Below are 17,569 nucleotides of genomic sequence, written 5' to 3'. Positions count from 1 at the left end.
CGAGTCGCAACGGAACACGGGGGGCGGGGAGTCGGGGGTGGTCAGCGGTAGGAGGCCTTGGTACGGATCCTCGACACGGCGAACAGGACGAGGAGCGTCGCCGTCATGAGGACCACGGCGAGGGCGGCGCCGGTGAAGGTGGCGCCGCGGTCGGTGGCGGCGTAGATCCGCACGGGCAGCGGGGTCCAGTCCGGCGGGTAGAGCATCATCGTGGCGCTCAGCTCGCCCATGGACAGGGCGAAGCAGAGCCCGGCGGCGGCGGTCAGGGACGGAAGCAGCAGGGGCAGCTTCACCCGCCACAGGACGTACGCGGGCCGGGCGCCCAGGGACGCCGCGGCCTGCTCGTACGCCGGGTCGAGACGCACGATGGCGGCCGCGACCGACTGGTAGGCGAACGCCGTGACAAGAAGGGCGTGCGCGAGGACGACGATCGTGGACGTGCCGTTGAGGATCATCGGCGGCTTGCTGAAGGCGACGAGGACCGCGAGGCCCACGACCACCGAGGGCACGGCGACGGGCAGCATGAACAGGGTGTCGAGGGTCCGCCCGCACAGCCGGGAGAGCCGGGAGGTGCCGCTCCCGCGCCCCTTCAGCGCGGCGGCGGCGAGCGCGGCCCAGGTGCCCGCGGCGAGCGCGATGACGCTGGCGCCGAGGGCGGTGAGCAGGCTGGTGGTGAGGGCCTGGAGGGATTCGCCGCGGGTGGCGGCCGAGTAGTGCTCGCCGGTGAAGCCGGACGGGAACGCCCCCGACCAGTGCCCGGCGAACGACGCCGCCACGATCACGAGCAGGGGCAGCGCGAACAGCGGCAGGAAGAGCACGAAGAACAGGGCCCAGGTCGCCCACTTGCCCTTGCGGCTATGCACCAGCACGACGGCTCACCACCCGGTACAGGCCGTAGAGGCCCACGGAGATCGCGATGTTGACGACGGCGACGACGCAGGCCGCCGGGTAGTCGGACTCGAGCATCGCCTTGCTGTAGACGAGCATCGGCAGCGTCGTGACGTCCTTGGCCCCGGTGAACAGCACGATCCCGAACTCGTTCAGGCACATCACCAGGACGAGGCTGCCGCCGGCGGCGAGCGCGGGCAGCGCCTCCGGCAGGATCACCTGCCGTACGACCCGCAGGGGCCGCGCCCCCAGCGAGGAGGCGACCTCCAGCTGGGCCGTGTCGATCGCCGAGAACGCGGCGAGCAGCGGCCGCATCACGAACGGCGTGAAGTACGTGATCTCGGCGAGCAGCACGCCCCACGGCGTGGTGAGGAACTGGAAGGGACCGTCCCCGCCCGCCCCGGTCGCCCCCGTCCACATCCCGTTGGCCATGCCCTTGGTGCCGTAGATGAACAGCAGCGCGAGCGTGATCAGGAACGACGGGAACGACAGGAACACGTCGATGAACTTGGCGACGGCCTTCCCGCCGGGGAACGGCACGAAGGCAATGACCAGCGCCAACGCGAACCCCAGCACCAGACACCCGACGGTGGCCCCCACGGCCAGCCACACGGTCGTCCCGAGCGCCTCCCGGAACGACTCGGAGGCGAAGACGTCGGAGTACGGCTGCAACGAGGTACCGCCCGTGTCGGGCTGCACGGACTGCTGCACGACGAGGGCGAGGGGATAGAGAAACACAAGCCCGAGCAGGGCGACGGGCGGCAACGCCCACACGAACGCCGGGACTTTCCTTGTCCGCTGTGGGCAATCGTGCCGCAGGGCGATAGGGGTCTCCCCTGCTCGAGCGGAGCCGAGAGCTTGGGGAAGGGTGGGCACAGCCACAGGCCGACGGTCACCGTCAATCAAGCGCTCAGAAGGACTACCCATCGGTCACCCCTGCGGCAAGCAGCACCGCGTCCTCCGGCGCGAAGTGCAACGTAACGTCACTACCAAGCGCAGGCGGCTCCCGAAGCTCCCGCAGATCGGCCTTCACGGAGTGACCCCCCACATCCGCGAACACCCGATGCGTGGCCCCACGCCACTGCACCTCGGTGACCGTCCCGCTCAGGGAGTTGGGCCCCGGCCCGAGCCCGACCAGATGCGGCCGCACACACAAGGTGGCGGTGACCCCCGGGGCGACCTCCCCGGTATCGACCTTCAACTCGGCCCCACCCAGGGAAACCGACCCCACCCCCACAGAAACCGGCAGGAGATTCGCATTGCCCACAAAGGAGGCCGTGAACTCGTTCCGAGGCCTGCGGTACAGCTCCTGCGGAGTCCCGCAGTCCTGCAACCGCGCCTTGTCCATGACGGCGATCCGATCGGCGAGAGTGAGCGCCTCGACCTGGTCATGGGTGACGTACAGAATCGACACGTCCGGCAACTCCCGGTGCAGCCGGGCGAGTTCGGCGAGCATCCCCGACCGCAGCTGCGCGTCGAGCGCGGACAACGGCTCGTCGAGCAGCAACACACCCGGCCGGATGGCGAGCGCCCGCGCGATGGCGACGCGCTGCTGCTGCCCACCGGACAGCTCACGCGGATACCGCTTGGCGTACGAGGCCATCCCGGTCATCTCCAGCGCGTCGGCGACCCGCCCGGGTATCTCCGCCCGCGCGGCCTTCTGCGCCTTGAGGCCGAAGGCCACGTTGTCCTCGACCCGCATGTGCGGGAACAGCGCGTACTGCTGGACGACCATGCCGATGCCGCGCCGGTGCGGCGGCAGCGCGGTGACGTCGCGGTCGCCGATGAACACCCGCCCGGACGCGGGCCGCACGAACCCGGCGACGGCCCGCAGCGCGGTGGTCTTCCCCGACCCGGAGGGCCCGAGCAGCGCCATGACCTCGCCCTGCTCGACGGTGAGGTCGAGGGAGTCGAGGACGACCTGCTTGCCGTACGCGACCGAGACGGAGTCGAAGCGTATGCCGCCGCTCATCGGCCGGAGGCCCGCAGCAGCGCGGGCAGTTCGGCGACGGAGCCGAGCACGTGGGTGGCTCCGGCGTCGGTGAGGGCCGCCGCGTCGTGGGCGCCGGTGAGCACCCCGGCGACGACCCCGGCGCCGGACCGCACGCCGCTGCGCATGTCGTACGCGGTGTCACCGGCGACGGCGATCTGGCGGACGTCGGCGGCGGCACCGGTGCGCAGGAACGCGGCGAGCACCATGTCGGGGTAGGGCCGCCCGCGACCGCCCGCGTCGGCGGGGCAGAGGGTGAGGGCGACGAGGTCGCGCCAGCCGAGGGCGTCGAGGATGGCGTCCTGGGTGACGCGGGCGAAGCCGGTGCTGAGGACGACGGTCAGGCCGTCGGCGCGCAGCTCCTCGACGGCCTCGCGGGCCCCGGGGACCGGGGCGATGCGGCCGCCGTCCACGAGCTGCCCGTACGCCTTCTCGAAGGCCACGTTCGCCTGCTGGGCGCGGGCCTCGTCGCCGAACAGGTGCCGGAAGACGGAGATCTTCGACTCGCCCATGGTGGCGCGGACGTACTCCAGTTTCGCGGCGTGGTCGGCGGAGCCCTCCTCGACGCCGAGTTCGCGCGCGGCGGCGGCGAAGGCCTGCTCGACCAGGCCCCCGTCGGCGACGGTGGTCCCCGCCATGTCGAGCACCACAAGTCGGACGTTCTCGTACGCGATCGCTTCGGTCACTTCAGTCACTTTGGTCACTTCGGTCACTTCCGTCACCATCCCAGCTCGTCGGCGGTCTTCTCGGCGATGGCGGGCGAGCAGGTCATGCCGCGCCCGCCGGGCCCGGTGACCAGCCACACGCCGTCCCGCACCTGCTCGCGGTGGACGACCCGGCTGGTGTCGACGCACTGCGCGTACACCCCGGCCCAGCGCCGCCTGATCTTCGGCAGCGGGCGCCCCAGGAAACCCTCGACGACCTCGGTGAGGTGGTCGTAGGGGTCTTCGAGGGTGTCGAAGGCGAAGGGGTGTTCGTACTCGTGGGTGTCGCCGATGGTCAGGCCGCCGTCGGCGCGCTGCACCATGAGCAGCTGCATCTTGTGGGCGGCGGCGGTCGGCGCCTGGGCCTGCCCGGCGTTGAGGGCGTCCAGCTCCGGCGACTTGTACGCCGGGTAGTAGCGGAAGCTGTCGGCGTCGGCGACCGAGGTGGTGAGCGGCTCGCCGAGCGGGTCGGTCTGCATCATCTGGAGGCGGACGCGGCGCACCGGCAGCTCGGGGGCGAGCTCGCGCACGAGGCCGCCGAGCCAGGCGCCGGTGCACAGGACCACGGCGTCGCCGGTGTGCACCTCGCCGTGGTCGTCGCGCACCGAGCCGACGCCGACGACCTCGCGGACCTCGCGGCCCGGCAGGAACGTGTAGTTCGGCGATGCCAGCAGGGCTTCCCGCAGCCGCAGTTGGGCGGTCCGGGGCTCGACGGCGGCATCCCGCTCGCACCACAGCGCGCCGGTGAACTCACCGCGAAGCGCCGGGTTGAGCGCACGGGCCTCGTCGGCACCGAGCAGCTTGTAGCCGCGGGCCGCCGCGTCCGGGCGGGCGAGGGCGGCCTCGGCGACGGCCCGCTCGCGCTCGCCCCGCACCAGGGTCAGCGAGCCGATGGCGCGGAAGCCCAGGCCCGGCACCCGGGCGCCGATGTCCTCCCACAGCTCACGGGCGCGCAGCGCCGTGTCCAGCTCCTCGCCGCCCGCGCGGCCGCTGACCCATATCTGCCCGAAGTTGCGGAGCGACGCCCCGCGGGCCTCGCTCTCGCGCTCGATCTGTACGACCTCGTGGCCGCGCTCCACTGCGTGCCAGGCGTGCATGGTTCCCACCACGCCGGCTCCTACGACGATGACTCTCACGACGGCAACGCTCCTGTCGACGGGTGACCCGACGGGGGCCGGTTGGCAACGGGACGGTGAACGGCCCATCAAGCTTGGACTAGACCCGTTATCGTTCCGTAATCATGAGGGGTCGACGGACGCACCGGAAGAGGGGCGACCGTCTTGCGGGCCGGGCGAGTTCAGCCCTCGCTGGCCAGGTGCGTCGTGAAGGAGAAGCGGTCGCCGCGGTAGAGGGTGCGCACGCGTTCCAGGGGCCGACCCCCGGTGTCGCGCGAGACGCGGTGGATCAGGAGCATGGGCAGCGCGGGCGGAGTCCCGATGAGCAGCGCCTCGCGGGGCGTGGCGAGCACCGTCTCGATGCGTTCGTCGGCGTCGCCGAAGGAGATGCCGAGGCGTTCGCGCAGGTAGGCGTAGAAGGACGAGTCGGGCTCGAAGTCCCGGTCGAGGCGCGGCACCCGCTCCACGGACACGTACGTGGACTCCAGGCCCACCCGCTCCTCGTCCGCGAGCAGCACCCGCTCCATGTGCCACACGGGCTCGCCGACCGGGAGCCCTATGTCGGTGGCGAGCGCGGCCGGGCACGCGAAGCGGTCGAGCGAGATGAGGGTACGTCCGGGGGTGCGGCCCTGGCGGCGGACACCCTCGGTGTAGCTGGCGAGCGACAGGGGCTGTTCCAGCTTGGGCCCGGCGACGACGGTGCCGCGGCCCTGGCGGCGCAGGCGGCCCTCCAGGAGCAGTTCGCGCAGGGCCTGCCGGACCGTCTCGCGCGCGACCTCGTACCGCTCGGCGAGGTCCCGCTCCGTGGGCAGGGTCCGTCCGTCGCCGAGGTCGTCGATCAGCTCCGCGATGCGGGCCTTGACGGCGTAGTACTTCGGGATGCGGCCGTGCTCGGGGATGCCGGAGCGGATCGGGGCTCCGGGAGCCTGGTCGCGCAGGTGGTCGGGCGGGGCGGCGTTGGGCTTGTCCACGGGCAGATGTTCGCACGTCGCGGGGGGTGAGGGGTGGGGGCGGGCCTCTCGGCGGGTGGTGGGACGCGTGCGGGCGCGGCGGGGCGGGACACGGAGAAGGCCGGGCCCGTGCCGCCGAGTGGTGCTTCGGCTGGGGCGGCACGGACGCGGCCTTTCCGCGGTCGGTGGGACGGCTGTGTCAGCTCCCTCTGGCCCGAAGGCGCCGAGATCCCACCACAAGGGCCACGCCGCCGAGGAGGAGTGCGGCGGCGGTGACCCCGAGCCCGGGCAGGTACCCCGGGCCGGTCTTCGCGAGTTCGCCGGGGGCCTGGGCGGCGGGACCGCCCGCCCCGACGATGTCGAACGCGTAGTCGTTGGAGGCGCCCACCCAGTCTCCGTCGTCGTCGCGGCGCCGCACGACGGCGGCGCTCGCCACGACGCCGCCGGGCACGGCGTCGGAGGTGAAGGCGAGCCGGAGGCCGACGGTGCGGGTGCCGCCGGGGGCGAGGGTGAAGCCGGGGCTCGCGTCGGCTCCGCCGGTCCCGCCGCCGAGGACGCCGACGGTCTCGTCCCGGTCCGTCCGCTCGAACCGCACCGGCCACCGCCGCGCCCCGTCGTCGAACTCCAACTGGACATGACGGGGCTTCAGGGCCTTGGCGGCGTCCACGAGCACGACGACCGGATGGACGTTTCCGCAGGTGTCGTCCGTGGTGTTGGTCAGCTCCAGGGACCAGCTGCGAAAGCCGCCGCCGCGCTCGTACGTGGCGGGGCCGCCGCTGATGCGGGTACTGATCGGGAACCCGTCCCCGGCGCCCTTCGCGCAGGTGGGCCGCAGCGCGCCCGGGCCGCCCTCGCGCGACGGGTCACCGGCGGCGGCCGCCGCCTCGGCCCCGGCGGGCACGAGGGCGACGGCGGCGGCGACGCCTGCCGTGAGAGAACTGCGAAGTCGCATGGGGAGCCCTTGCTGGCGGCCGGGGCGCGGGGAGCGCCGGGGACGGCCGAACTGACGGCGGAACAGCACTCGTTGAGACGCCCGGGAGCGGCCGGACGGCAACGGGTCGCGGCCCAGACCCTGCCACGCGCGCGCGACCCCGCACTCGCCCCACCGCCGTCGGCGACCCGTTCGGCTGGCCGATTCCCCCCTAACAGCCGATTCTTCGTCAAGTCCGATTGGCGGGAAATGCGGCGCTCGCCCGGCCGAAGAGCGGGGCGAGGACCAACTGCGCGGCGCCCTCCGCGACACCCCGTTCACCCCCGGGCGCGACCCGCACGCCGACGGCCGCCCCGGCCCCCTCGCGCCGGGCCCGCTCCGCGACGACGGCGCCGACACCCCGTACGAACAACTCCTCGGCGGCGCCGACGGTCCGCCCGCCGAGCAGCACCAGGTCGATGTCGAGCAGCGCGACCAGGTTGCCCGCGGCGGTGCCGAGCGCGCGGGCCGCCTCGTCGAGGTCACCGCGCGCGACGGCGGCCAGACACAACGCCTCGACGCACCCCCGCGCCCCGCACTCGCAGAGCGGCCCGTCCATCCGCACCACCTGGTGCCCGAACTCCCCGGCCCCGGTCCGCGCCCCCCGGTACACCCCGCCGCCAAGGACGAGCCCCGCCCCGAGCCCGGTCCCCAGATGCAGGTAGGCGAACGACTCGGCGACCCCGGCAAGGGCGAGCCCGAGCGCGGCGGCGTTGGTGTCCTTGTCCACCGCGACGGGCAGCCCGAGCCGCTCGGCGAGCACCTCCCGCAACGGATAGCCGTCCCACTCGGGAAACCCGGTGACGCGGTGCAACACCCCGGAGGCGTGGTCGAGGGGCCCGGGCAGAGCAAGCCCCACCCCGAGTACGCCAGCCGCCGCGGCCGATCCTTCTAGCGCTGTGGGCAATCGTTCCGCAGGGCGGAACGGGTGGGCACAGCCCCCGGTGCGGGGTGCCCCTGCTTCCACGCCAGCCGAAGCCGTCCCGACCAGCGCGCTCACCGCACCCACAGCAACCTCCACGACGGAGTCGACCCCGTCCGAGAAGTCCACAGCGGCCCGCCGCTCCCCGATAACAACCCCGGTCAGGTCGACCAGCACGGCCACCAGAGCGTCCCGCTCAAGCTGCACCCCCACGGCGTACCCCGCCCCAGGAACAAGCCGAAGCAACGTCTGGGGCTTCCCCCCGGTGGAGGCCCGCCGCCCGGCTTCGGCCACCAACCCCTCCCCCCGCAGCCGAGCGACAATCTTGCTGACGGCCTGCGGCGTGAGCCCCGTCCGCTCGGCAAGCTCGAGCCGCCCGACCCCACCACCCCCGGCGCCCCGCAGCAGATCGAGCACCAGCGCCGCGTTGTGCCCACGCAGCCCCGGCAGATTCACCCCGGCCCCCGGCCTCTTCTCGCTGTTCACACCCCCATTGTCGCCCCCGCTTGCACTTTGGCAACACCGTTGCCAAAGTAGAGGGCATGACTCAAGGCACGAACGACCTCCGCGTCGGCCTGATCGGCTACGGCCTCGCGGGCTCCGTCTTCCACGCCCCCCTGATCGCCGCGACCGAGGGCCTGACCCTGGACACGGTGGTCACGTCGAACGCCGAGCGGCAGGCCCAGGCGCGCGCCGAGTCCGGCGCGGAACTGCGCTGCGCGGTCGACGCGGACGAGCTGTGGGACCGCGCGGACGACCTCGACCTGATCGTCGTGGCGTCGCCGAACAAGACGCACGTACCGCTCGCGACCGCCGCGCTGAAGGCGGGCCTGCCGGTCGTCGTGGACAAGCCGCTCGCGGGCACCGCGGCCGAGGCCCGCGACCTGGCCGCCCTCGCGGACGAGCGCGGCCTGCTGCTCTCGGTCTTCCAGAACCGCCGCTGGGACAACGACTTCCGCACCCTGCGCAAGCTGCTCGCCGACGGCGATCTTGGCGACGTGCAGCGCTTCGAGTCCCGCTTCGAGCGCTGGCGCCCGCAGCCCAAGGGCGGCTGGCGCGAGTCCGGCGACCCCGAGGAGATCGGCGGTCTCCTGTACGACCTGGGGAGCCATGTGGTCGACCAGGCCCTGGTCCTGTTCGGCCCGGCGGCGGCGGTGTACGCGGAGGCGGACGTGCGCCGCCCGGGCGCGCAGGCCGACGACGACACGTTCATCGCCGTGACGCACGCGAACGGCGTCCGCTCGCACCTGTACGTGAGCGCGACGACGGCCCAGCTCGGCCCGCGCTTCCGCGTGCTCGGCTCGGCGGCGGGCTATGTGAAGTACGGCCTCGACCCGCAGGAGGCGGCGCTGCGCGAGGGCAGGCGGCCGACGGACGAGGAGCCGTGGGGCGTGGAGCCGGAGGCCCTGTGGGGCAAGGTCGGCTCGGGCGAGTCCCCGCTGACCGGCGGCGGCCGCCCCGAGCCCACGCTGCCGGGCGACTACCCCGCGTACTACGCCGCCGTGGCCGCCGCGCTGCGCGGCGAGGGCGACAACCCGGTCACCGCGCTTCAGGCCGCCGCGACCCTCGACGTCCTGGAGGCCGCGCGCCGCTCGGCCCGCGAGGGCGTGGCGGTGACGCTGTGACGACGCGGCCCACGACACCGGCGACGGCTCAGGCCCCCGCCGCCCCCGCCGCCCCCTCCATCGCCGAACTGGAGGAGCAGGAGCGGCGCCTGACGCTCCCCCGCTTCACGCACGACGACGCCTGGGCGCTCGGCTCCCTCCTGGTGGAGATGGCGCGTGAGCGGGAGGCGCCGGTCGCCATCGACATCCGGCGCGGCGGCCAGCAGCTGTTCCACGCCGCGCTGCCCGGCTCGACGCCCGACAACGACGCGTGGATCGACCGCAAGCGCCGCGTCGTCGAGCGGTACGGCTGCTCCTCGTACCTGGTGGGCAGCAGGTACCGCGCGAAGGGCACGACGTTCGAGGAGTCCTCGCGGCTCGACCCCGACCGGTACGCGGCGCACGGCGGCGCGTTCCCGATCGCCGTCGAGGGCGTCGGCGTCATCGGCACGGTGGTCGTCTCGGGCCTCCCCCAGATCGTGGACCACGCCCTGGTGGTGGCGGCTCTGGAGCGCTTCACCGCGTCCTGACCGGACGACGACCGCCCCGCGCCGTCATGGCGCGGGGCGGTCGTCGCGGTCAGCGGTCAGCCGTCCGGATCAGTCCATCTGGTCCTCGGCGCGGCGGCGGATCATCACCACGAACCCGACACCGGTGCCGACGAGGGCCGCGGCGATCGCGCCCACGAGCGCCAGCTCACCGGACGAGGTGCCGGTGTGGGCCATCTCGCCGTCGGTCTTGCTGGGGCTGGGGTGCGGGTGGGGGTGCGTGGCCGTGTCGGACGGGGACGGGCTCGGGCCGTCGCTGTCCGACGGCGAGGGACTGGGCCCGTCACTGTCCGACGGCGAGGGGGACGGCCCGTCACTGTCCGACGGCGAAGGGCTCGGCCCGTCACTGTCGGAGGGGGACGGACTGGGGCCGTCACTGTCCGACGGCGAGGGAGACGGCCCATCACTGTCCGACGGGGACGGGCTCGGGCCGTCACTGTCGGAGGGGGACGGGCTCGGGCCGTCGCTGTCCGACGGCGACGGAGACGGCCCGTCACTGTCCGACGGCGAAGGACTGGGGCCGTCGCTGTCCGACGGGGACGGGCTCGGCCCGTCACTGTCGGAGGGGGACGGGCTCGGGCCGTCGCTGTCCGACGGCGACGGGGACGGCCCCATGACCTCGCAGGACGGCAGATCGCCCGTGAACGGGTACGCGTGGATCTCCTGGCCGCCCCCGGCCAGCGAGGTGTGGGTCAGCGAACCCACCGTGAAGAAGCGCCCGTTCATGCCGGGCAGCGTCACCGTCGTCGAGCTGCCGGGCGATCCCACGAGCACGCTCCCCTGGAACTGCCCGCTGCCCCCGAACCGCACCGAGGAGGCGTCCGGCACGTTCCACAGCAGCTTCTCGCGGCTGACGCCGGACAGCAGGCCGCTGTAGGTGCGCACCGTGCGGGCGTCACCGACCAGGTTGACCAGCACGGTGGCGTCGGCCGGGATGTTCCGGAACGAGATGCCCTGGTCGCCGCCGCTGCGGCTGACCATGTCGAAGTCCACGTTGAAGACCTGGATCTCGGAGGTGCCGTCGCCGGTGAAGACGGTCTCGCTGCCGTTGTTGACCGCCGTGCCGGTGGTCTCGCGGGGCGAGCCGTTCTCGTACGCGTAGCACTGGCTGGCCTCGGTCAGCTGGCCGGGCAGCATCGCGTACTTGTCGGCGGCGCCGGCGTCCTGCACCGGCGCGGGGATGACCCGGCCGGTGAGGGTCCCGCCGTACCGTACGACTCCGGAGACGCTGCCCTCCTCGGCGAGCAGCCGCTGGCCCGTGGCGACCGACAGGTCGTCGCCGACCGTCAGGAAGTCCGAGCCGTTGGGCGGCGGCACCCGGGAGCCCACACCGGCGACACCCACGTTGTAGATCTGCGAGGCCCCGGCGCGCTTGTTCATGTCGAAGCCGCCGAGGACGACGACCTTGCCCTCGGCCTCCGCGGCCGCCTCGCGCACCAGCATGTTCTCGCCGACGAAGACGTTGATGTTCTCGTCCCGGCCCGCTACGGGGCCGTTGTTCACCTCCGGGTACCCGTTCTCCGGGCAGGCCGCGCCCTTGCAGGGGCCGAGCCCGCCGGGCAGGGGGTCGGCGACCCCGAGCCCGGCCAGGCCGCCGACGATGGCGGCGGCCGCGACGGTGACTGCCGCCGCCACATACGCTGAACGTTTTCTTCGCATACTCGGAAATATGCGTAATTAAGACAAAACTAAGGGGAGACACGCTTACCGCTTCCCCCATTGGCCTACGTCCGGGGGACGTGGCCGACCGCCCCGCGGGACCCGGCCGCCCCGCACCGGATCCGACCGGACGTCAGGCCCCCTTCAGCTCCTGCCGCTGCCGCCCCAGGCCGTCGATCTCCAGCTCCACCACGTCCCCGGCCCGCAGGTACGGCTTCGGCTCGGGCTGGCCGAGGGCGACCCCGGCCGGCGTACCCGTGTTGATCACGTCGCCCGGGTAGAGCGTCATGAACTGGCTGACGTAGCGGACCACTTCCGCGACCGGGAAGATCTGCTGGGCCGTCGTCCCGTCCTGCTTCAGCTCGCCGTTGACCCACAGGCGCAGGCCGAGGGCCTGCGGGTCCGCCACCTCGTCGGCGGTGACGAGCCAGGGGCCGAGCGGGTTGAAGGTCTCGCAGTTCTTGCCCTTGTCCCAGGTGCCGCCGCGCTCGATCTGGAACTCGCGCTCGGACACGTCGTGCGCGACCGCGTACCCCGCGACGTGCGCGAGGGCCTCCTCGTGCGACTCCAGATAGCGGGCGGTGCGCCCGATGACGACCGCCAGCTCGACCTCCCAGTCGGTCTTCACCGAGCCGCGCGGTACGAGCACGGTGTCGTCGGGGCCGACGACGGTGTCCGCCGCCTTGAAGAACACCACGGGCTCGGCGGGCGGCTCGGCGCCGGTCTCGGCCGCGTGGTCGTGGTAGTTCAGGCCGATGCACACGACCTTGCCTATGCGGGCGAGGGGCGGCCCCACCCGCAGTCCTGCCGGGTCGAGGACGGGCAGCGTGCCCGCGTCGGCGGCGGCGCGGACGCGGGCGAGCGCGGCGTCGTCGGCGAGCAGCGCGCCGTCGATGTCGGCGACCGTGCCGGACAGGTCGCGCAGGGTGCCCTCGGCGTCGAGCAGCGCCGGACGCTCGGCGCCCGCCGTACCGACTCGCAGCAGCTTCATGGTCTGACTCCCTCTGGTCGAGCTCGGCAGGGCCGATGGTGGCGGCATCGGAGCTTGGTCGATCCTCCAAGCTGATTGTCCGCTCCGCAAGACCCCGTTCACGTACTGGACCGTCACATCCCGTGCGCGGGGGCGGTCGCAGCGCCGGGACGACCAGGTCACATCGCGGCGGCCGCCCCCATCGCACCGGCCCCCGTCGGCATGTCCCGGTACAGGAACGCCCGCTCCACCGCGCTCCAGGTCGTGCTGGTCACCACGTACAGCGCGGCCGCGAGCGGCACCACGGCCACGGTGAACAGGGTCATGAAGGACATCAGCGGCATGAACTTGGTCATGGCGGCCATGGCCCCCGCGCCGGGCACCTGCTCGGCGCCGGGCGCACCGGGCGCGACCGGCGGGTTCGCGGCGAGCTGTCGCTTCGTACGCCGGTAGTTGAAGGTCGCGACGGCGGCGACGAGGGCGAAGAGGGCGAGGTAGAGCAGCCCGGCCGCGCCGAAGAGGCCGCCGTCGCCGAGGGCGTCGGCGAAACGGCCGCCGAGCGGTGCCGCGAACAGCTTGTGGTCGAGGAGTTCGTTGGCCTCGCCGCCGATGCTGGAGCTGGAGAACAGGTGGTAGAGCAGGAAGAAGGCGGGCAGCTGGAAGAGGCCCGGCAGGCAGCCCGCCAGCGGGGACACCTGCTCCTTGCGGTGCAGCTCCATCAGCGCCTTCTGGAACTTCTCCGGGTTCTTGGCGTGCTTCTTGCGCAGCGCGGCGATCTGCGGCGAGAGCTTGGCGCGGGCCTTCTGACCGCGCGCGGCGGCGCGTGACAGGGGGTGGACGAGCAGGCGTACGCAGATGGTCACGGCGACGATGGCGGCGGCCATCGCCGAGCCGTGGAAGAGCGGGGCGAGCAGGTCGGCGAGGTCGGCGACCAGGTCGGCGAAGAAAGACATGGGTGAGCCCTCCGGGGGTCTCGTCGTGCCGGAATGCCTCGGGGAGGCGTGTGCGTCGGCATGACGACCCGCGCGGGGTCAGGCAGATGGGGCGCCCGGGTTCCCTACGCGGCCGTCAGGAGGGGACGGCCGGGTGCTCGCGGCCGGGTGCGGCCACGGGCGTCGGGGTCGCGCTGCGGCAGGAACGCGGTGCGTTGCTCGCGGTCGCGGATGGCGGTGCGCACCCTGGTGCGCGGCACGGCGGGCGCACAGCGCGCGGCGAGCAGCGAGCACAGGGCGAGGGCGGAGCCCGCGGCGGCGGTCGCGGCGAGCGCGACGGCGGCGGAGAGGCTGCCGGTGTCGGCGAGGACGGTCTCGACGAGGAGGAAGAGGACCAGGGCGGCGGGGCGCAGCGGCGCGAGCCACTTGCCGAGCACGCGCTTGGTCAGATCCTTGACCACGTCGCCACCTCCCCTCGCCGTTCGCTCAGTCGTACGACCGCTGTTGTCCTGCTGCTGTTTATACAGGATCGATCCGGATGGGCTGAAGGAGCCTGCGGGGCCCGAGCATCGCCCGGCTGACCGGATCGGCCGGGTCCGCGTCGAGCCCGGGGCCCGGCAGCATCTCCACGTCCTCCAGCGGTACGAGGCCGCCGCAGGCCGGACACTCCGCGGTGAGGCCGAGTTCGGTGCCGCAGGCGGCGTGCCGGAAGTAGCGCAGGGGCTTGCCGTCGCCGAAGGCGTCGCGGCCCCAGGTGCCGAGGGCGCGCAGGGTAGGCCAGAGGGCGCGGCCGCGTTCGGTCACCACGTACTCGTGGCGGCGGGGGGCCTCCGGGCAGGGGCGCTTCTCCAGGACGCCGGCGTCGGTGAGCGACTGGAGGCGGGCGGCGAGGACCGCGCGCGGGATGCCGAGGTGGACGAGGAAGTCGTTGTAGCGCCGCACCCCGTAGAGCGCGTCGCGGACGATGAGGAGCGTCCAGCGCTCGCCGACGACTTCCAGGGCGCGCGCGATGGAGCAGTCCTGCGCCACGTAGTCCTTGCCGAGAGCCATGCCTCCCACTGTAGCCACTTCCCGGGCTTAGGTTCATTCATTGAACTTCGAATGCTACGGTCATCCACATGCCCATAGGTTCAATGAATGAACTTGACTCCTCGGTGCTCCCCTCCGCTCCCCGGGCCGGAGGCCGCCCCACCGCCACCCTCGCCGTCACCGCCGCCGCGACCACCGTCACGCTCATGACGTACAGCGCGCCGATGGTCACGCTCTCCGACATCGCCGCCACCCTCGGCACCCCCTTGTCCGCGCAGGCCTGGCTCCTGAACGGCGCCCCGCTCGGCCTCGCCGCCCTGCTCCTGGTCGTCGGCAGCCTCGCCGACGACTACGGCCGCCGCCGGACCTTCCTCGTCGGCACCTTCGCGCTCGGCCTCACCACGGCCCTCGCCGCCCTCACGCACACCACGCTCCTGTTCACGCTGGCCCGCGTCGCCCAGGGCGCGGCGAGCGCCGCCGTCCTCACCAGCAGCCTCGGCCTGCTCGCGCACGCGTACCCGGCCGGGCCCGGGCGGATCCGGGCCATGGGGGTGTGGGGCGCGAGCGTCAGCGGCGGCATCGCGGTGGCCTCGCCGTTCTCCGGCGGCCTCGCAGAACTCGCCGACTGGCGGCTGCCGTACGCGGTGCTCGGCCTGCTCGCACTCGCCGTCGCCTTCGCCTCGCCGCGCGCGCTCAGCGAGTCCCGGGCCCCGCGCGCGGGCCGCCCCGACCTCGCGGGCGCGGGGGCCCTCGGCCTCGCCATGGTGGCCCTGCTCGCCGCGCTCACCCTCGGCCGCGACGGCTGGCTGCGCGCCCCCGTCGGCGCTCTCCTGCTCGCGGCCGCGCTCCTGACCGGAGTCTTCGCGTACGTGGAGCGCCGCTCGGCCGCGCCGCTGCTCGACCTCGGCCTGCTGCGCCGCCCGCCGTTCCTCGCCGCGACCGCGGGCGGCCTGTTCACCGGCTTCTCCGTCATCGGCCTGTTCAGCTATCTGCCGACGCTGCTCCAGGCCGCGAACGGCGTCCCGGCGATGCGCGCGGCCTGGCTGTTCGCGTTCTGGGCCGGCGTCTCGCTCCCGGTCGCCCTCCAGGCCAGGCGGCTCGGGGGCCGCGTCCCGGCCCGCCACCAACTGGCCGTCGGCTTCCTGCTGCACGCGACCGCCCTGCTGACCATGCTCGGCGCGGTGGCCGCCGACTCCCTGGTCCGGCTGCTGCCGGGGCTGCTGATCTCCGGCGTGGGCACCGGCCTCCTGAACGCCGCCCTGCCGCTGCTCGCCGTCGAGGCGGTGCCCGCCGACCGGGCCGCGATGGGGTCCGGCGCCAACAACACCGCGCGCTACCTCGGTTCGGCCGCGGGCGTCGCCCTGATGATCGCGGTGGCGACGGCGTCGGGTTCCTCGCCGGACGACCTCGCGCACGGGGCGGACGCGGCGCTGGTGGTGGCGGCGGGCCTCGCGGTCGTCGCGGCGGTCAGCGTCGTCCTGCTGCGGGAGCGCCGCCCGGCACGGGGCTGAGGCCGCCGGGGCCGTCGGGGTCCTCGTCGGCGGGGTCCCGGGCCAGCACCTCCCCGTCCGGCCGGCTGTCCTGATCGACGGGACCGGCGTACGAAACGGCCAGCGCCACCGCCAGATTGACCGCGAGCGCGACGATCCCCGCGTTCACGCCGAACACCGGGTCGTGCTCGCTGAACACCAGCCCGCACACGATCGCCACCCCCACGACGAGCCCGCTCACGGCCCCCACCAGCGTCAGCCGCCGCCAGACCAGGCCGAGCAGCAGCATCGGAAGGAGCTGCGCCATCCCCTCGTACGAGATCAGCGAGAGCCGTACGAGGGTGTTGGGCGCGGCGTACGTCATCACTAGGGCGAGCGCGCCCGCGACCACGACGACCGTCTGCGAGGCACGCTTCTGCCGCGCGGGGGCCGACCACCGGGGCAGAAGGGACACCACGCTGCTGCCCCACATCGTGCCGATGACCAGCATGAACACGGCCATCGGCACGATGGACGACAGCGCCGCCGCGACCCCGACGAGCCCCACCACCCAGGCGGGCAGCGAGTCCACGACCAGCTTGAACAGCGCCAGGTTCGACCCGGCCCCGGTGAGCCCCGGCACCACGAACAGGGCGGCCATGCCGAGCAGCATCGGCACGAAGAGGAGGATGTTGTACGCGGGCAGCAGGACGGCGTTGCGGCGCAGGCCGTCAGCGCTGCGGGCGCCCAGATAGCCCGCGACGGTGGTCGGGAAGATCACGACGGTGAGGGCGTTCAGGAAGGTGGTGGTGGCGAACCACGCCTGCCCGTACGGGCTGTTCCCGCTCCCGGGCAGCGTCAGCCACTCCCCCTTCTCCGCGACGACCCGGTCGAGGAAGTCCCCGTACCCGTCGAAGTAGTGCAGCGGCACGTACACGACGAGGAACGCGAGCGTGCCGATGACGAGCACGTCCTTGAGCACCGACACCCACGCGCTGCCGCGCAGCCCGCTCACCACCACGAACCCCGTGGTGACGGCGAACCCGATGAAATAGGCCCAGTTGAGGCTGATGGCGCCGTACGAGATCGTCGAGACGACGACGCCCATGCCGGTGATCTGCAACTGGATGTACGGCAGCAGGAAGACCGTGACCATGACGGCCACGGCGGCGCCGAGCCACGGCTTTCCGTAGCGGTGCGCCACCATGTCGGTGATGCCGACGAGCCCGTGGCGGCGAGCGTACGCCCAGAGCATCGGCCCCACGACGTACCCCACCGCGTACCCGCAGGACATATAGGCGACGACATACAGCACGGGCGCGCCGTAGTTGTACCCCCAGCCCGCGGCACCCAGATAGCTGAAGCTGGTGTAGCCCTCACCGGCCATGAGCACCCAGATGAGCACGGTCCCGAGCGACCGCCCCCCGACGGACCACTCGGCGAGGGCGCCCTTCGGCGAGCTCTCGCCGCCCCCCGCCTTCCGCCCCCGTACGGCGAGCAGACCAAGACCGACGGTGGCGACCATGAAGACGCCGAAGATGCTGGTGGCGATGGTGGCGTTCACGAGACCCGCCGCCGCGTCCTCTTGTCACCGCGGTACGTGAGCCAGACGGCGACCGGCGTGACGAGCGTGGCCACGAGCAGCCACGCGAACAGGAACGGCAGCCCGAGCACGAGGGGCCGTACGCGATTCACGAAGGGCAACGCCCCCACGTACAGCACGAAGGGCACGAGGAGCCACAGGAGGTGGGGGCGGCGCTTGATCACGGGGCAGGAGCTTAACCGGGCCGGTCGGCCGGGGCGGGGGCGGTGCCGGACG

General features: G+C 73.2%; 18 protein-coding genes. 3 read left to right on the top strand and 15 right to left on the bottom strand.

The window, feature by feature from the left end; genetic code table 11:
• Positions 1-41: 41 nt before the first annotated feature.
• From OO63_RS06775 to OO63_RS06740, 8 genes are all read right to left on the bottom strand, one after another.
• Positions 42-869 carry an ABC transporter permease gene (locus tag OO63_RS06775; protein ID WP_030358283.1) on the bottom strand — a complete coding sequence of 276 codons (828 nt, stop codon included), beginning with the start codon at positions 867-869 and terminating at the stop codon, positions 42-44.
• A complete protein-coding gene (locus OO63_RS06770) occupies positions 856-1,815 on the bottom strand; it encodes a 2-aminoethylphosphonate ABC transporter permease subunit (RefSeq protein WP_106983329.1) in 960 nt (319 codons plus the stop codon). The genes OO63_RS06775 and OO63_RS06770 overlap by 14 nt, the downstream gene beginning before the upstream one ends.
• On the bottom strand, positions 1,808-2,860 hold the full coding sequence (locus tag OO63_RS06765) for an ABC transporter ATP-binding protein (RefSeq protein WP_030358285.1): 1,053 nt from the start codon (positions 2,858-2,860) through the stop codon (positions 1,808-1,810). The genes OO63_RS06770 and OO63_RS06765 overlap by 8 nt, the downstream gene beginning before the upstream one ends.
• Entirely contained in the window at positions 2,857-3,564 is a 708-nt protein-coding gene (locus OO63_RS06760; protein ID WP_030358286.1) for a phosphonatase-like hydrolase, read from the bottom strand. Before OO63_RS06760 ends, OO63_RS06765 begins: the two co-directional genes overlap by 4 nt.
• Before the next feature lie 32 nt (positions 3,565-3,596).
• Positions 3,597-4,718: a TIGR03364 family FAD-dependent oxidoreductase gene (locus tag OO63_RS06755; protein ID WP_030358287.1), complete on the bottom strand. Its 1,122-nt coding sequence runs from the start codon at positions 4,716-4,718 to the stop codon at positions 3,597-3,599.
• A 161-nt stretch (positions 4,719-4,879) separates the two neighbouring features.
• Positions 4,880-5,668, bottom strand: a complete 789-nt coding sequence (locus OO63_RS06750) for a GntR family transcriptional regulator (protein WP_030358288.1) — start codon at positions 5,666-5,668, stop codon at positions 4,880-4,882.
• Positions 5,669-5,846: 178 nt separating this feature from the next.
• Entirely contained in the window at positions 5,847-6,599 is a 753-nt protein-coding gene (locus tag OO63_RS06745; RefSeq protein ID WP_033263874.1) for a hypothetical protein, read from the bottom strand.
• Positions 6,600-6,807: 208 nt separating this feature from the next.
• Positions 6,808-8,025, bottom strand: a complete 1,218-nt coding sequence (locus OO63_RS06740) for an ROK family transcriptional regulator (protein ID WP_030358290.1) — start codon at positions 8,023-8,025, stop codon at positions 6,808-6,810.
• A 56-nt stretch (positions 8,026-8,081) separates the two neighbouring features.
• Here OO63_RS06740 and OO63_RS06735 point away from each other — a divergent pair, with 56 nt between their 5' ends.
• Entirely contained in the window at positions 8,082-9,164 is a 1,083-nt protein-coding gene (locus tag OO63_RS06735) for a Gfo/Idh/MocA family oxidoreductase (RefSeq protein ID WP_030358291.1), read from the top strand.
• Positions 9,161-9,673, top strand: a complete 513-nt coding sequence (locus OO63_RS06730; protein WP_051810609.1) for a heme-degrading domain-containing protein — start codon at positions 9,161-9,163, stop codon at positions 9,671-9,673. The genes OO63_RS06735 and OO63_RS06730 overlap by 4 nt, the downstream gene beginning before the upstream one ends.
• A 69-nt stretch (positions 9,674-9,742) precedes the next feature.
• On the opposite strand, the gene OO63_RS06725 is transcribed toward OO63_RS06730, so the two are convergent.
• The 5 genes from OO63_RS06725 to OO63_RS06705 all read right to left on the bottom strand — a co-directional run bounded on the left by OO63_RS06725 (position 9,743) and on the right by OO63_RS06705 (position 14,302).
• Entirely contained in the window at positions 9,743-11,326 is a 1,584-nt protein-coding gene (locus OO63_RS06725; RefSeq protein WP_033263873.1) for a choice-of-anchor A family protein, read from the bottom strand.
• Positions 11,327-11,483: 157 nt separating this feature from the next.
• Complete coding sequence (locus OO63_RS06720; RefSeq protein ID WP_030358294.1) at positions 11,484-12,341, bottom strand: fumarylacetoacetate hydrolase family protein; 858 nt, start codon at positions 12,339-12,341, stop codon at positions 11,484-11,486.
• Positions 12,342-12,499: 158 nt separating this feature from the next.
• Positions 12,500-13,273, bottom strand: coding sequence for a YidC/Oxa1 family membrane protein insertase (locus OO63_RS06715; protein ID WP_030358295.1), 774 nt, complete (start codon positions 13,271-13,273; stop codon positions 12,500-12,502).
• A gap of 104 nt (positions 13,274-13,377) precedes the next feature.
• Positions 13,378-13,713: a DUF6412 domain-containing protein gene (locus OO63_RS06710; RefSeq protein ID WP_051810607.1), complete on the bottom strand. Its 336-nt coding sequence runs from the start codon at positions 13,711-13,713 to the stop codon at positions 13,378-13,380.
• Positions 13,714-13,771: 58 nt separating this feature from the next.
• Positions 13,772-14,302, bottom strand: a complete 531-nt coding sequence (locus OO63_RS06705) for a winged helix-turn-helix transcriptional regulator (RefSeq protein WP_030358297.1) — start codon at positions 14,300-14,302, stop codon at positions 13,772-13,774.
• 83 nt (positions 14,303-14,385) lie between these two features.
• On the opposite strand from OO63_RS06705, the gene OO63_RS06700 reads away from it, so the two are divergent.
• Complete coding sequence (locus OO63_RS06700) at positions 14,386-15,792, top strand: MFS transporter (protein ID WP_030358298.1); 1,407 nt, start codon at positions 14,386-14,388, stop codon at positions 15,790-15,792.
• Here the strand turns inward: OO63_RS06700 and OO63_RS06695 are convergent.
• Complete coding sequence (locus tag OO63_RS06695) at positions 15,749-17,314, bottom strand: sodium:solute symporter family protein (RefSeq protein WP_030358299.1); 1,566 nt, start codon at positions 17,312-17,314, stop codon at positions 15,749-15,751. The two genes, OO63_RS06700 and OO63_RS06695, sit on opposite strands and share 44 nt — an antisense overlap.
• On the bottom strand, positions 17,311-17,517 hold the full coding sequence (locus OO63_RS06690; RefSeq protein ID WP_030358300.1) for a DUF3311 domain-containing protein: 207 nt from the start codon (positions 17,515-17,517) through the stop codon (positions 17,311-17,313). Before OO63_RS06690 ends, OO63_RS06695 begins: the two co-directional genes overlap by 4 nt.
• Positions 17,518-17,569 lie beyond the last annotated feature (52 nt).

It is taken from the genome of Streptomyces alboflavus (genome assembly GCF_000716675.1).
Classification (GTDB): Bacteria; Actinomycetota; Actinomycetes; order Streptomycetales; family Streptomycetaceae; genus Streptomyces; species Streptomyces alboflavus.
The sequence above is the reverse complement of the archived record's forward strand: the minus strand, read 5'-3'. Positions and strand labels throughout refer to the sequence as shown.

Bases quoted from the DNA above. Each gene is read 5' to 3' on its own strand.
- OO63_RS06720 (WP_030358294.1), bottom strand. From the start codon at position 12,341: ATGAAGCTGCTGCGAGTCGGTACGGCGGGCGCCGAGCGTCCGGCGCTG.
- OO63_RS06735 (WP_030358291.1), top strand. From the start codon at position 8,082: ATGACTCAAGGCACGAACGACCTCCGCGTCGGCCTGATCGGCTACGGC.
- OO63_RS06765 (WP_030358285.1), bottom strand. From the start codon at position 2,860: ATGAGCGGCGGCATACGCTTCGACTCCGTCTCGGTCGCGTACGGCAAG.
- OO63_RS06770 (WP_106983329.1), bottom strand. From the start codon at position 1,815: ATGGGTAGTCCTTCTGAGCGCTTGATTGACGGTGACCGTCGGCCTGTG.
- OO63_RS06705 (WP_030358297.1), bottom strand. From the start codon at position 14,302: ATGGCTCTCGGCAAGGACTACGTGGCGCAGGACTGCTCCATCGCGCGC.
- OO63_RS06715 (WP_030358295.1), bottom strand. From the start codon at position 13,273: ATGTCTTTCTTCGCCGACCTGGTCGCCGACCTCGCCGACCTGCTCGCC.
- OO63_RS06745 (WP_033263874.1), bottom strand. From the start codon at position 6,599: ATGCGACTTCGCAGTTCTCTCACGGCAGGCGTCGCCGCCGCCGTCGCC.
- OO63_RS06700 (WP_030358298.1), top strand. From the start codon at position 14,386: ATGAATGAACTTGACTCCTCGGTGCTCCCCTCCGCTCCCCGGGCCGGA.